The sequence below is a fragment of the Rubritalea sp. genome (assembly GCF_051252225.1).
Classification (GTDB): Bacteria; Verrucomicrobiota; Verrucomicrobiia; order Verrucomicrobiales; family Akkermansiaceae; genus Rubritalea.
Map to the genome: position 1 here is coordinate 109949 of NZ_JBPOGE010000008.1, position 12856 is coordinate 122804.

At 46.6% G+C, this 12856-nt stretch carries 14 protein-coding genes; 6 read left to right on the forward strand and 8 right to left on the reverse strand.

Going from position 1 to position 12856, the window contains the following annotated elements:
* Positions 1-52 precede the first annotated feature (52 nt).
* The 3 genes from bioB to ACSHX2_RS09850 form a co-directional block, all read right to left on the reverse strand.
* Positions 53-1048: a biotin synthase BioB gene (gene bioB / locus ACSHX2_RS09840; protein WP_435692769.1), complete on the reverse strand. Its 996-nt coding sequence runs from the start codon at positions 1046-1048 to the stop codon at positions 53-55.
* A 24-nt stretch (positions 1049-1072) separates the two neighbouring features.
* Positions 1073-1756 (reverse strand): hypothetical protein, encoded by a 684-nt coding sequence (locus ACSHX2_RS09845; RefSeq protein WP_435692770.1) that lies wholly within the window; start codon positions 1754-1756, stop codon positions 1073-1075.
* Positions 1757-1819: 63 nt separating this feature from the next.
* Complete coding sequence (locus ACSHX2_RS09850) at positions 1820-2245, reverse strand: hypothetical protein (protein ID WP_435692771.1); 426 nt, start codon at positions 2243-2245, stop codon at positions 1820-1822.
* A gap of 163 nt (positions 2246-2408) precedes the next feature.
* Here ACSHX2_RS09850 and ACSHX2_RS09855 point away from each other — a divergent pair, with 163 nt between their 5' ends.
* The 4 genes from ACSHX2_RS09855 (at position 2409) to ACSHX2_RS09870 (ending at position 6548) form a co-directional block, all read left to right on the forward strand.
* Positions 2409-2927 carry a hypothetical protein gene (locus tag ACSHX2_RS09855; RefSeq protein WP_435692772.1) on the forward strand — a complete coding sequence of 173 codons (519 nt, stop codon included), beginning with the start codon at positions 2409-2411 and terminating at the stop codon, positions 2925-2927.
* Positions 2924-3949 carry a hypothetical protein gene (locus ACSHX2_RS09860; protein WP_435692773.1) on the forward strand — a complete coding sequence of 342 codons (1026 nt, stop codon included), beginning with the start codon at positions 2924-2926 and terminating at the stop codon, positions 3947-3949. Before ACSHX2_RS09855 ends, ACSHX2_RS09860 begins: the two co-directional genes overlap by 4 nt.
* 580 nt (positions 3950-4529) lie before the next feature.
* The gene (locus tag ACSHX2_RS09865; RefSeq protein WP_435692774.1) at positions 4530-5519 is read left to right on the forward strand and encodes a S1C family serine protease; all 990 of its coding nucleotides are present in this window, start codon (positions 4530-4532) and stop codon (positions 5517-5519) included.
* An 18-nt stretch (positions 5520-5537) separates the two neighbouring features.
* Positions 5538-6548, forward strand: coding sequence for a S1C family serine protease (locus ACSHX2_RS09870; protein ID WP_435692775.1), 1011 nt, complete (start codon positions 5538-5540; stop codon positions 6546-6548).
* Between the two features lie 61 nt (positions 6549-6609).
* On the opposite strand, the gene ACSHX2_RS09875 is transcribed toward ACSHX2_RS09870, so the two are convergent.
* From ACSHX2_RS09875 to ACSHX2_RS09895, 5 genes are all read right to left on the reverse strand, one after another.
* Positions 6610-7878: an adenylosuccinate synthase gene (locus ACSHX2_RS09875; RefSeq protein WP_435692776.1), complete on the reverse strand. Its 1269-nt coding sequence runs from the start codon at positions 7876-7878 to the stop codon at positions 6610-6612.
* A gap of 15 nt (positions 7879-7893) precedes the next feature.
* Entirely contained in the window at positions 7894-8391 is a 498-nt protein-coding gene (locus tag ACSHX2_RS09880; protein WP_435692777.1) for a hypothetical protein, read from the reverse strand.
* 3 nt (positions 8392-8394) lie between these two features.
* Positions 8395-9549 carry a glutamine-hydrolyzing carbamoyl-phosphate synthase small subunit gene (gene carA / locus ACSHX2_RS09885; protein WP_435692778.1) on the reverse strand — a complete coding sequence of 385 codons (1155 nt, stop codon included), beginning with the start codon at positions 9547-9549 and terminating at the stop codon, positions 8395-8397.
* Between the two features lie 128 nt (positions 9550-9677).
* On the reverse strand, positions 9678-10013 hold the full coding sequence (locus tag ACSHX2_RS09890; protein ID WP_435692779.1) for a hypothetical protein: 336 nt from the start codon (positions 10011-10013) through the stop codon (positions 9678-9680).
* A gap of 10 nt (positions 10014-10023) precedes the next feature.
* Positions 10024-10665, reverse strand: a complete 642-nt coding sequence (locus ACSHX2_RS09895) for a hypothetical protein (protein WP_435692780.1) — start codon at positions 10663-10665, stop codon at positions 10024-10026.
* 175 nt (positions 10666-10840) lie between these two features.
* On the opposite strand from ACSHX2_RS09895, the gene ACSHX2_RS09900 reads away from it, so the two are divergent.
* Positions 10841-12031: a hypothetical protein gene (locus ACSHX2_RS09900; RefSeq protein WP_435692781.1), complete on the forward strand. Its 1191-nt coding sequence runs from the start codon at positions 10841-10843 to the stop codon at positions 12029-12031.
* 101 nt (positions 12032-12132) lie between these two features.
* Positions 12133-12852, forward strand: a complete 720-nt coding sequence (locus ACSHX2_RS09905; RefSeq protein ID WP_435692782.1) for a putative 4-mercaptohistidine N1-methyltransferase — start codon at positions 12133-12135, stop codon at positions 12850-12852.
* Positions 12853-12856 lie beyond the last annotated feature (4 nt).

The following is a 12856-nucleotide window of genomic DNA, read 5'->3' on the forward strand; positions in this document are numbered from 1 at the left end:
AAAAATTGGGTTCGTTTGCTAAAGTGGCCAAGCTGAGGCGTGGCATTTCATTTTAGCCGCAGCATGGACTAGCTTCTTTGTCACAAGTCGCGACAGGAGCTTCCATATCTGGATTCGGCTGCTTGACTGTAAGTCCTAACTTGCCAATCAGGTCGAGGTCTTTTTGGACACTCGGGTTTTTAGCTGTTAGGAGTTTGTCTCCGTAGAAAATGGAGTTAGCGCCAGCGAAGAAGCACATAGCTTGGCCTTCTTCAGAAATTTGTGTGCGTCCTGCGGATAGGCGAACTTTAGCCTTAGGCACGGCAATACGCGCGATGGAGATCATGCGAACCACGTCAAAGATAGTGACTGGGTCGGAATCACCAAGTGGTGTGCCAGGCATAGGCATGAGTGAGTTAATCGGGACTGATTCAGGCTGCGGGTTGAGCTCAGAAATGGTCTCGATCATTTTCAAGCGGTCATCAGCTGTTTCACCAAGGCCTAGAATGCCGCCACAGCAGACAGACATGCCCGCTTCTTGAACATTTTTGATGGTGTTGAGTCGGTCATCGTAGGTGTGCGTAGTGACGATATTTGGGTAGTGCTCGCGTGAGGTGTCCACATTGTGGTTATAGGCGGTGACACCAGCTTTTTTGAGGCGAACAGCTTCATTTGGTCCGAGTTCACCAAGTGTGACACAGACTTCCATGCCGAGTTCTGACACTTCTTCAATGATTTCGACGACTTGGTCAAAACGCTTAGTACCTTGGCGTACGCCTTTCCATGCAGCACCCATGCAGAAGCGTGTAGAGCCAGAGTCGGCAGCTACGCGTGCGCGCTCCATGACGGCATCTTTTTCCATGAGCCGCTCAACTTCTACACCAGAGCTGTAGCGAGCTGATTGAGCGCAGTAGGAGCAGTCTTCTGAGCAGCCACCAGTTTTGATGGAGAGAAGGGTGCATAGCTGGATTTCGTTGTCGCTCCAATTAGAGTCGTGTACCTCACGAGATTTTTTGATGAGGTCGAACAGTGGAAGGTCGTAGAGTGCTTTGAGTTCTTCGAATTTCATGAGGTGTGTCGTTAGATGAGAATGTTAGTAGGTCCAGCGGCCATTGATGTCCGGCATTCTGCCAAAGCTGAGTGCTTCGTAGTCTGTCTTGCCCTTCGCTCCGATGAGTTTGATGCCTGTCGCCTGACGCCAGTACTTGCTCATACTTTCGCCCGTATAGCAACCCCAGCTCTTACAAATTGCAGACTTGGAGAAGGGGCGGCCATTGAGTGAACTGAGTTGGTTCTCGTGAAGCCAAGCAGCAGATGCGCCTAAGACTTGAGACGAGTAATCGAGTAAAAAACAATGTTTGTTAGAATGGCCGAAGTAGTTGAATGTCTTAGTTTTCCCAGCTGGAAGGGCATTCATTTTTGAAATGAACTGAGAGCCGGAGCTGATCCAGACGAGCTTTGCTCCGCGTTTGGATGCCTGTTCCGCGATCCACGATGTATAAGGCTTTCCGTCTTCGCGGCCGCGAAGGTCATACGCACTTCTGTACACGTACCAAGTGATCGTGTCATCTGGGCCGTATTGGGAACGGATGATGTCCATCTGCAGGGTGGCAGCTCGGATGAAGTTGGCCCACCAGCGATCGTGGCGATCATTGACAACGCGATAGTCTTCGAGTTTTCTGAGTGCTGGTCCACCCGATAGCATGACGTGTTCGTACGCAGATGCAGTAGTGAGTAGTGCGAGGAGGACTAGGAATGTGCGAGTGAAGCGCGGCATATGAGTGAGCATGGTGGGAAATGCGTTAGGTGTTAAGTACTATTTGCATTTTGTGGAGAAGATCTAGTGCCCTACAGCTTCAGTACGAGCCTTGACGGCAAGTTCGAAGGCATGAGTCTCACCATAGCGCTTGATCGAAAATTTCACACAGCGGCGTTTTCCTGGTTCAGGAGACCAAGTAGCTTGCCAGAAAATATACTGCACGCCGTTAGTGATGACTGTGACTTTAGAAACTCCGACTACACCGGATGAGTTGCGTTGCGAGCGTTGACAGATCCTAGCTCTATCTTCGCTTTCTAGTCTATCGAGTAGTTCGTTTCTCCAGCTACTCGCAACCCTTAAAGCTCGCTCGGTACCGCCGAAGACACCATCTGCAAAAAATTTGGCATATTTAATTCCACGGCGTTGCATTCTAACTTGCCAACCATGTGTGCCGGCAGCAGGAAGATCGATCCTGGCGATGGCGTAGTTTGGTGAGTTAGTAGGCATATACATTAATTTAAAGAGAGGTGTGTGAATGTCAATCAAGTGCTGAATTCTTAGATGGATGGTTGATAGAAAAAAAAGAACTAATTACACGCTCTGTGCTTGGCTATAGCGAAGGCTGAATTTATGGTGTCGCTCAATGCGCTGCCCTCGATGTTTTCATACTATGCACCTTTCTGCGGAAGAATGTCCGCACTGCGGTATGAATCTAGAGCATCTAGACGCAATGTATAAAAATTTCGAGCGGAGAGTAAGGCGTCCTCACGATGCCGCAGGAATACTGCGGGTTCAGCAAAGGCGTCAGGTTGCTAAATGGATAGCGAAAGCTGAAAAGGCGTTTCCTCAGCTTTATTTTGTAGTTGCTACGGTTTCTTTATGTGATGACCAACACATACGATCCTACGGTTTTTGGTTAATGAACCGAGGCGAGTTTGAGGATATCCCTGAGTCCGCGAGAGCGGATGGTTGTGTGTTGATAGTGTTGGATGTGAACCGCAAAGAGGTCTGTTTAAACTTTGGATATTTGCTCGATTATTGTGTAGAGGAGGAAGATGGTTTCGAAGCTCTGACTGGGGGACATCCTTATTTGATTGAATCGAATTACATGCGTGCGATCGAAGTAATGCTAGGCGGGACGAAACGTTACGTGAAGAAATTACGTAGTATCGCGAGGAAGAAGCAATGAGGGTTTTAGTATACATCTTATTGAGCACTGCTTCTTTGCTCGCAAAGTTACCTCCGTTACCTACATGGGATGTAGAAGATAAGGAACGTGTGCGGAAAGGTGAAATCATCGTTGGTCGAGGCTTGCTCACAGACGAACTGCAGAAGCAGCAGGCTGAGAAGAAGCTGGAAGTGGAGGTGATCATAGAGGCGGTTCAGGAGAAGCCTCAGCTCCCAGGTATGGAGATTCTTTCCGGTGAAGCTGTGATTAGTGCTGCTTACTTGGAAAAATATTTTGGACAAACTCCTGAAGGAGCATTGGTCGATCCTCAGCAGTTACTCAGTATGCAAGAGCGAGCTGACATGGAGTATGTGCTCGAGCAGCATGGTAATGAATCCAAGATACCTTTTTATGTGTACCTTTTCGATGCTAAGCAGCAGCTACCGGAAGGTTATTCACCTCAAGCTGTGTACGATAAAGCTTTTGCTTGGAACCAGAAACCGATTGTAATCGTGTATTATTACTTGGGTACACCTGAGCGTTCAGAGTTTCTCTTAGCTGGTGGACCGAGTGATGATGTGCCTGGATGGCAGGTACGAGAGCTTCTCTGGAATTCAGCTCATAAGGCGAGGGAGAAGTCTGATATCTTTGATCAGCTTGGTAGTTTCGTAGGGCAGTTATCTATGCGACTTTTCTGGGTTGAGGAGATTCTTAATGAATTGAGGCATCAGATTATTCCTCCCCAGAGCTCAGTTGAAACTCCTGAACAGGCTACTGATAAAGTGAGTAAGTTATTAGGTGTGTGGGAAAATACTCTGGAGCCACACGTTATGCAGGCTATTCAATGGATATTAATAGCTGTAGTCGTCGCTGGGGGTGCTTTGTTTGTTATTTTGAGAAGGAGATTTAAATTTCCTGAGACTCCATCTCCTGCTCGACTGGGGGGAGGCGTAGGTGGCAAAAGTGGCGGTATTTTACGTTATAGAGACTCAAGGGTACCGCCCTCCATGCAAAGGAAGCAAATTATCAAAGATTTTTTATGAATACTGAGTTCTGGGGGGTTCCCAGTGCATCAGAGGGTTATAAATTAATTTTAAACGGAAGTTTTTTGTTAGGCTCTGAAATAATTTGCGGAAGCGTGGATTGAAGACATAATAACGTTGTTCTCGCAAGAGAGCGAGACGATCCGATAGATTACAATGTTCTTATAGGTTATGGGGGTTTCCTATAGAACATTCTAGCGGGTCGTCTTTTTTTTGTTCTTAAAAAAGGCCGCTTTTATATACTTGATTTGAAATTAATATTTTAAATGTACTTTTATTATAGGTTGCCTTCTGTGACCCGTATAATATCAAGGGTTATTGAGAAATTAATTTGTTCTGAAATTAGAAAAAAAGGTTGCGGAATTATAAATTTGTGGCAATGTTCTCAAGTCTTCGCAAGGAGACCGAGACGATCCGATAGGTCATAATACTTTTCTAGGTTAGGGGGTTTCCTACAGAGTATTCTAGCGGGTCGTCTTTTTCATTTTCGTCTTTTTCATTTTTACGCGACTTTGGTATTTCTGACGATTAGTTGAAATGGGGAGTTGAACGAAGAGCTAGCTTAGTTAAGTTAGGGATAATGCGACTCTTCAAAAATTGTTTAGTAGTCTTGGTGCTTTGTTGTTCTTCGACATTGGCTGAAAGGCTATATGTGAACGACAAGAGGTTTCCTGAGTCAAAACAAGATCTAGTCGCTATTCAGGACGCGCTAGTAGATCATTTAGGTAAAGCACGCTCAGCCACTGTTTGTATAAAGCTTAATCAAGGTTCGGGATCTGGTGTAATAGTTTCTCCCGATGGTTTGGTTTTGACCGCTGCTCATGTGGTTGCTGGTGTGAATAAAAAGCTGACGGTAATTATGGAGGATGGTACTGAGTACGAGGCTAAGTCACTCGGACTAAATGCTGATAACGATGCCGCCATGCTACAAATTTTAGATCAAACAGATCTCCCTTTTGTGGATATTGAGCCGAAAAACGATTCTAAAAAGCCTGAAATCCAATTAGGTGACTGGGTGTTTTCGCTCGGACATGCGGGTGGGTTCGATGCAGAGAGGGGGTCAGTTGTTAGGTTGGGCAGAATGGTTCGCGTGGCAAAAAGTACTGTGCAATCTGACTGTAAATTAATAGGTGGAGATTCTGGTGGGCCACTTTTTGATATGAACGGAACCCTGGTGGGGATTCATAGTCGTGTGGGGCGTGTGTTGGAGCAAAACATGCATGTGCCAATCCAAGTATTTCACACGTATTGGTCGCAGCTAAGTGCTGGTGAGTTTATCGGTTCGGGACCATTTGCTGAGAAGCCTGTACCTGGATCTGGTTTCATGGGAATGGCTGTGAAAGAGACAGCGAGTGGACTAGAGGTAACTCAATTAGAGCCACGTTACCCTGCTCATATTGCGGGAATAGAAGTGGGAGACGTAATATTGAAAATAGATGGCGACGAGTTCAGGCTAAGTTCAGAGCTGAGAGAGTTTATGGAGCAGAGCTCGGCTGGTGATCTTGTCATTATTACATACACCCGTGATGGGGAAGAAGTGGAGGAGGAGCTCACTTTAGCCAAACGATAACTAGTGAAGCTTATTATTATGAAAATTTTTGGAACTGGCTTGTGCCTCTGTGCGACCCTTTCGTGTTCGCAAATTTTACTTTTTGCAGGACCTAGTCTGCCATCTGATGAGAGGACGAATGGGAAATCTATTCGACCAGCTTTCGCTCAGCAGCAATCTGCCCTACAGGATGGGAGTGCTGTGCTCTATGACGGCTGGTTAAGCTTTAATTACGGGATAGTAGTGTCAAAAGATGGCTACATTTTGGCGAAAGAAAGTGAATTAGCTGAGAGGAATAGCCTATCCGTGCGCATCGGTGAAGAGCTCTATACCGATGTCGAAATTGTAGCTCGAAACCCACGCTGGGATTTAGCCTTACTTAAAGTGGAGGCTGCGAATCTGACTCCGGTTACTTGGGCTGATTCTAGTGAGTTAGCTCAGGGGAGCTGGGTTGTGGCAAATGGTGCGACGAGTCGTTATCAACGCAGGATTAATGTAGGGATAATAAGTGCCAAAAGTCGTGCGGTGAAAGGGCTGGCACCGGTGGTGATTGGTATTCAGTTCACTGAGGATGAAAGCTCTATGATAGTAGATATGGTGACTAAAGATACAGGAGCTGAGAGTGCTGGTATCAAGAAGGGGGATATCATTACCAAGTTTGAAGGGGTGGGGGTCTCCGACCGTAAGTCATTGATTGAGCTTATTCGTGACAAAATCCCTGGAGAGGCTGTAGAGCTAGAGTTTGAGCGTGATGGGGAAAACTTTAAAGTGGAAGTAGAGCTGATGGCCCGACATGAGGCATACCAAGATACCCATGAGTCGAGGAATGATGCGATGAGTGGAGACTTCTCTAAGCGTCGGGATTCCTTTCCGCGTGTTTTGCAAACTGATATACCATTTAACTCGAGAACGATTGGCGGACCTTTGCTGAATCTCGACGGCGAGTGTATTGGAATGAATATAGCTAGAGCAAATCGCGCTGAGAGTTTTGCTATTCCAGTGGAGGAACTCAGAGATGTATTGGTAGACTTAATGGCTGATACTCAATAAAAAAATAGCTCCTACGCAGAACGTAGAAGCTATTATCAATATGAAGTGTTAGTCGAGTACGCTAGACAATGATTGTCTGTTCACGCTCAGGGCCATTACCGATGAAGCTTACTGGAGCGCCAACGAGTTCGCTAAGGCGGTTGAGGTAGTTCTTAGCATTCTCTGGAATGTCATCCCAACTACGTGCGCAAGTGGTGTCAGTTTGCCAACCAGGAAGCTCTTCGTAGATAGGGATAGCTTTATCCCAAGCATCGCGGCATGCCGGTGGGAACTCGTGACGTTCGCCATCGATTTCATAAGCTATACAGATCTTGAGAGTTTCTTTCTCGTCGAGTCCATCAAGGATCGTTACTGCGAGATCAGTTACTCCGTTAACCATTACGGCCATGCGGAGAAGTACTGTATCAAGCCAGCCACAGCGGCGTGGTCGACCTGTCGTCGCGCCGAATTCCATGCCTTTTGAGTGGAAGTAATTGGTGATTTCTTCGTTCTCAGTTGGCATTGCGCCTGAACCCACACGTGTTGTGTATGCCTTACATACACCGATTACACGATCGATCGCAGTCGGTGGAAGTCCTGAGCCTGTACATGCGCCACCAGCTGTGGTGTTAGAAGAGGTGAGGAAAGGGTAGGTTCCGAAATCAATGTCGAGAAGTGAGCCTTGTGCGCCTTCGAAGAGAATAGTCTTGTTCTCTTTCCATGCCTTATGAAGCGTAGGAATGACGTTAGTGACGTGCGGGAGAAGTCTAGCGATTGCTGGCCGAACTTCGTCGAGAACTTGGTCTGTCGTGAATGTTGGTAGACCATAGCGTGAGAGAGTGTCGTTCGCTTCTTCGAGACGGATGTCGATGAGCTTACGTGCTGTTTCTTCGTTGATGAAGTCAGCAAGGCGAAGACCAATTCGGTTAGCCTTGTCCGCGTAGGTCGGGCCGATACCGCGCTTAGTAGTTCCAATCTTATTTTCTCCGAGTGCAGCTTCGCGAGCAGCATCGAGTTCACGGTGATATGGTAGTACTACGTGTGCACGGTCAGAGATGAGGAGCTGCTCAGGTGAGACAGGGATACCTTGCTCTTCAAGTGTGGTGATTTCTTTACAGAGACCAACAGGGTCCATGACGACACCGTTACCGATTACGCATATTTTACTTCCCCAGAGAATGCCAGAAGGCACGAGGTGAAGGATGTATTTTTTGCCGTTGGCAATGACTGTGTGACCGGCGTTATTGCCACCTTGACCACGCGCTACGAGATCAGCTGATTCTGTGAGGTAGTCAACAATCTTGCCTTTGCCTTCGTCGCCCCATTGGAGACCGCAGATGATAGTATTCATAGGAAAAGTGCTTCTTTAATTTTTTGTAAGTTCAAGGCTTTCTTGGATTTGAGCGAACATGCGCTCGGCCTCTTGGCTGTGTTGGAGTGCCATTTTTGTAATGACACAAAGGGTGTCGCCATCTTTCTGAAAAGTGAAGAAAAGCGACTCGCTAGGAATGTTATTTTTAGTAAATAGAATGTAGCGACCATTGCGAGGCTCGCCAAAAATGATGCGTTGGGCTGTCTTGTGCGTGAGCTCGGTGGCGCCTTCTTCAAAGTGTTTGAGCAGGCTCTGAGTCATCATTTCCTGTAATTTTTCAGGAGTGATGGAGCTGCCGTGGTTTTGAATGAGGAACTCGCTACCGTCTGCATTCTCGATGCGTAGAGTTTTGATCCCATCACCAGTCACGGTGACTTTTTCAGAGTCACCGTGAGTAAAGTGGTAGCCATGTCCTTCGTATGTTTGTTCGGCAAGTAGCGGACCTGAGAGGCACGCGCATGTGGAATAAAGAATGACGAAGTGGCGAAGCATTAATTAGCCTTGGAAGTCTTCGATCATCGCCGCGAATTCATCGAAGAAGTACTTAGCATCATTTGGTCCCGGAGCTGCCTCTGGGTGATACTGTACAGAGAATGCAGGGAACGTTTTATGACGGAAGCCTTCTACGGTGTCATCGTTAAGGTTGATGTGGGTGATTTCCACGTCATCTGGTAGGCTATCTGCATCAGTAGCGAAGCCGTGGTTCTGTGCAGTGATAGAAATCTTTCCAGTGCGGAGGTCTTTTACTGGCTGGTTACCGCCGCGGTGACCGAACTTCAGTTTGTATGTCTTACCGCCAAATGCGTGTGTGAGAATCTGATGACCAAGGCAGATACCGAAGATTGGTTTCTTACCTAGGAGTTTCTCTACTTCCGCGTGGATGTAGTCAAGTGCCGCTGGATCACCAGGACCGTTAGAAAGGAATATGCCATCAGGGTTGAGGGCTAGGACTTCTTCTGCTGAGGTACGAGAGTTGACGACTTCGATCTCGAAGCCAGCCTGACGCATACTGCGGAGAATGTTATATTTGATACCGAAATCAAATGCAACGAGCTTGTATTTAGCAGGCTCAAGGTCGTCGTAGTGTCCTTCACGGTTTTGAGAAGGACTAGGAATATTCCAGAGGCGGGATTCACCTTCCCAGTGGTAGTTAGACTCTGTGGAGACTTCTTTTACGAAGTCAGAGCCTTCCATAGGGGCTGAATCTTTCGCTTTTTGGATCGCTTCTTCAGCACTGAGCTCTGTAGTGATACAGCAGCGCATAGCACCAGCTGTTCGCAGATGCTTGGTCAGCGCGCGGGTGTCGATACCTTCGATGCCGAGGATTTTATGCTCAACGAAATAATCACCAAGTGACTGTTGTGAGCGGAAGTTAGAAGCAACTGGAGAAAGTTCACCGATGACGAGTCCTCGAACATGGGGTTGAGCTGATTCAGCATCTTCTTCGTTCACACCATAATTACCAATAAGAGGGTAGGTTAAAGTGACGATTTGACCGCGATAGGAAGGATCAGTGATGATCTCCTGGTAACCAGTCATAGAAGTGTTGAAACAGATCTCACCAGTGGTTGTTCCGGTGTGACCGAACGCCTCACCTTCAAAGGTGCGGCCGTCTTCCAGTGCGAGTATGGCTTTGTTAGTAGCTTTCATAGGCGCCGTAGCTGGCGCACCCTAGGGGGCAAGTCCCACCTGTGCAAGCGGGAAGTACATTGATTTTTTCGATTTATCGGAAAGCAAGAAACAGTGGGATCTATCTGAGTATATAAGCAGAAAATGGGCTAAGCAGCTTCCATGATTATTCTATAAACCCAAAGGGAGACGCTGATGATCGCAGCTAATAATAATACGAAGAGTAGAGCACTTCGTGCTTGGTGACGCCTTTCGTTTTTAAGTTCACCTTTAGTGAGTCTCGTTGCGAAGTCGTTTTCACGGCGGCGCTGAGTGAGTTCATCTGGAGCCGGCATGGTCTGTAGTCGCTCCTGCTCCTCCTGCTGGAGCTTTTCTGGCGCGTCCTTGATGAAGCTTTGAAGCTGATCTATCTGAGCTTGAAGGGCCTCTTTTTGGCGTTCGATCTCAGAAAAGTCTTCCTGTTTCTTTTTTGAGCCGATTGGCATTACTTTTTAATTAGTTAAAAAGGTATATAGCGTACGCAATAGTAGCTGTAATGATCAGTGGGAGATTGAATGCAAAACCTTGCTTAAACTGGTTGCCGAATTCGCTAGGATCTGCCGCGCCCTTCTTTGGAGATTTTTTGGTTGTTGAAAATACTCCAGAGCGTCGCCCCCCCTTGAAGTGTGCCATTGCTTCTTCGTATTCGTCTTCGGCTAGGTCGAGTAGTGAGATGGCTCGGTTGAGTTCAATTTTGAGCTCATCACGCGTCCAAGATTGTGGGTTGACTCCTTCAATTTTTTGTTGGTGATCAGCAAAGCACTGACGTGTCTGCTCAAGATCTTCCATCTCTTGGCGCATTTCAAAAAGTTCACGGTCGATAGCTGTTAGTGAAGTGGTTAAACGGTCACTGATGTCATTCTGACCCAGAAGGAATTCTTCTTTGCGCTCGTTAAGCTCTTCAAGTTCGCGCTTTTGTTGTTCGATATGTTCTTGTTGTGCTCGAAGCTGTTCTAATTGCTGTTGAGCTGCAACGAGTTTACCTTCAAAATCTTCTGTGATCGGGGCTCCGCCAGTTGCGGTGTCGGCACGCATTTCCATCTGAGTTGGGTTTGCAACATTGAGTCTTTGGGCGCGAGTTTCGGTAAGGCGTGACATAATTTTAAAGGTGCGATGACTTACGTAAGACCTAGCAAATGCAATATGCTTTGGCTAGGTAATTATTTAATTTTTCTTGACTAAATGACTATGGCTTAGAGGTCCCTAAAAAAAGGGATAAAAAAATAGCTTTCGCCCCTTGAAAGCTGAGCTTTTGGCCATAAGTTAGAGTCTTATGTTATTACCTGCCTACCTGAGTGAAGAGATTATGCTTCATCCTGAGAACCGAGAGTTTCCTAAATTTTCTGTGAGCAAGCTGATGCGTACGGTTTTTGAACCGACAGAAGGTTGCCGAGTATGTATTTTAGTGGATTTCGATGAACCACAAAAATGGATCAAGGACTTTAGGTTTCTTGAGAACGAGGAGTTTTCTGTACAGCGCAAAGCTTATGAAAATTTCTATCTAACCTTTAAGGAGGGAGTGATGGAGGAGCTTGGGATGACTGGTGGTGATATGTTTTCCTACTACTGTACGCACGGTTCTAACCTAGACCTTCGTGACGAGTGTTTCAATACCGATGGGGAGCAGTTATCTCTAGATTCTGATATTTACTCAAATTATGACATCGTCTTGTGTATTTCAACTTGGAGCGCGACTGCGCCACTGACTGCAAAGTGTAAAGAATACGGTTTCCGTGGCGCGACGATGCATGGAATGAATGACATTATTTTGAATTCAGGCTTAGCAGTGGACTATGATGAGGTGTCGCGTGATGCGGAGAAAGTCCGTGCTGCGATGACAAATGCGGATTCTATTGAAATTGATTTCACTCTTGAGGGTGGGCGAGTACTGACCGCGTGGCTTGGCCTTGATCAGCAAGACGCCCAGAAGTCTCATGGTCTTTGTAAAGGGACTGCTCCTGATGTGGCAAATCTTCCTGCTGGCGAAGTGTATTTTGTGCCGCATGATGCACGAGGCGAATTTCCAATGAAGTATGAAGACGGGACTCTTGGAGTTCTTACTGTTGAAAATCGTAATATTGTTAAATCTACTTTAATTGACGGTAGTCAGGCCACTATAGATGAGCATAATGCTCGCTTAGCGGATGATCCAATGACGGGGACTCTCGGTGAACTTGGTTTTGGGACACAGGTGCTTCCTGTGTCTGGTCAAGATATCCAAGATGAAAAAGTGTTAGGGACTTGCCACTTGGCGACTGGGCGTGATGACCATCTGGGTGGAGATATTGTTCCTGAAATGTTCAAGAAGCATGAGAACAGTACACATGATGATATTCTCTTTGCTCCGCATAAGACTCCGAATTTCGATATCAGTGAGGTGCGGATGCATCGTGGTGACCAGGAAGAGGTGATTATTCAGAACTTCCGTCCTAGTGAGTATATCATGAACGCACTCCGTGGTTAGTTTTTTATTCTCCGCGAAAGGCTCGAAAATTTCGAAAGCTTCTCTGCTTGATAGAAAGCATCGAGGTTGTTGTGTCTTTTGCATTAACCCCAAATTAGATTATGCAGGATTACGAATCTGAAAAGCTGCTCAACGAATATTTGTTGATGCATTACGGCAAGGATGAAGAGCGCATGCCGTGGAGAATTGGTGGTCTAGGTTCCTTAGATTTTGTGAGCCGGACAGTTGAGTTCTTTACTCCAAAGTTGGTGAACCTTTCTTTGGACTTAGGATGCGCGGTAGGAAGAACGAGTTTTTTGCTGACGAAGACCTCGAAGAAGGTGATTGGTATCGATTTTTCTCAAAGCTTTATTGATGCAGCTAACGAGCTCAAGGAAAACGGAAGAATGGTGTATCGCTTTCAAGAGGAGCGTGATGCCTTTACTGAATCTGTGGCCGAATTGCCAGAAGGTGTATCGCCTGAGAAGGTGAGTTTCGCACAGGGAGATGCCTTAAATTTACCGGATGGTTTTAAGGGCTTTGACCGCGTGCACGCATCTAACTTGCTGTGTCGTCTGCCAGATCCCCAAGTCTTTCTAGACAGTCTACCTTCGTTGTTGGTTGAGGGGGGAGAGGTTGTCTTAGCGACTCCTTTTTCATGGCTGGAGCAATACACTCCGAAAGAGAAGTGGCCGACTGGAGATAGCTGGGAATGGCTACAGCGTGAAATGGAAAAGCATTTTACGTTAAGCCATGATACCGATGAGCCTTTTCTTATCCGTGAGCACGGCAGAAAATTTCAGCTTGGAGTTTCTAAGATCAGTGTTTGGAAAAGAAAGTAGGTGG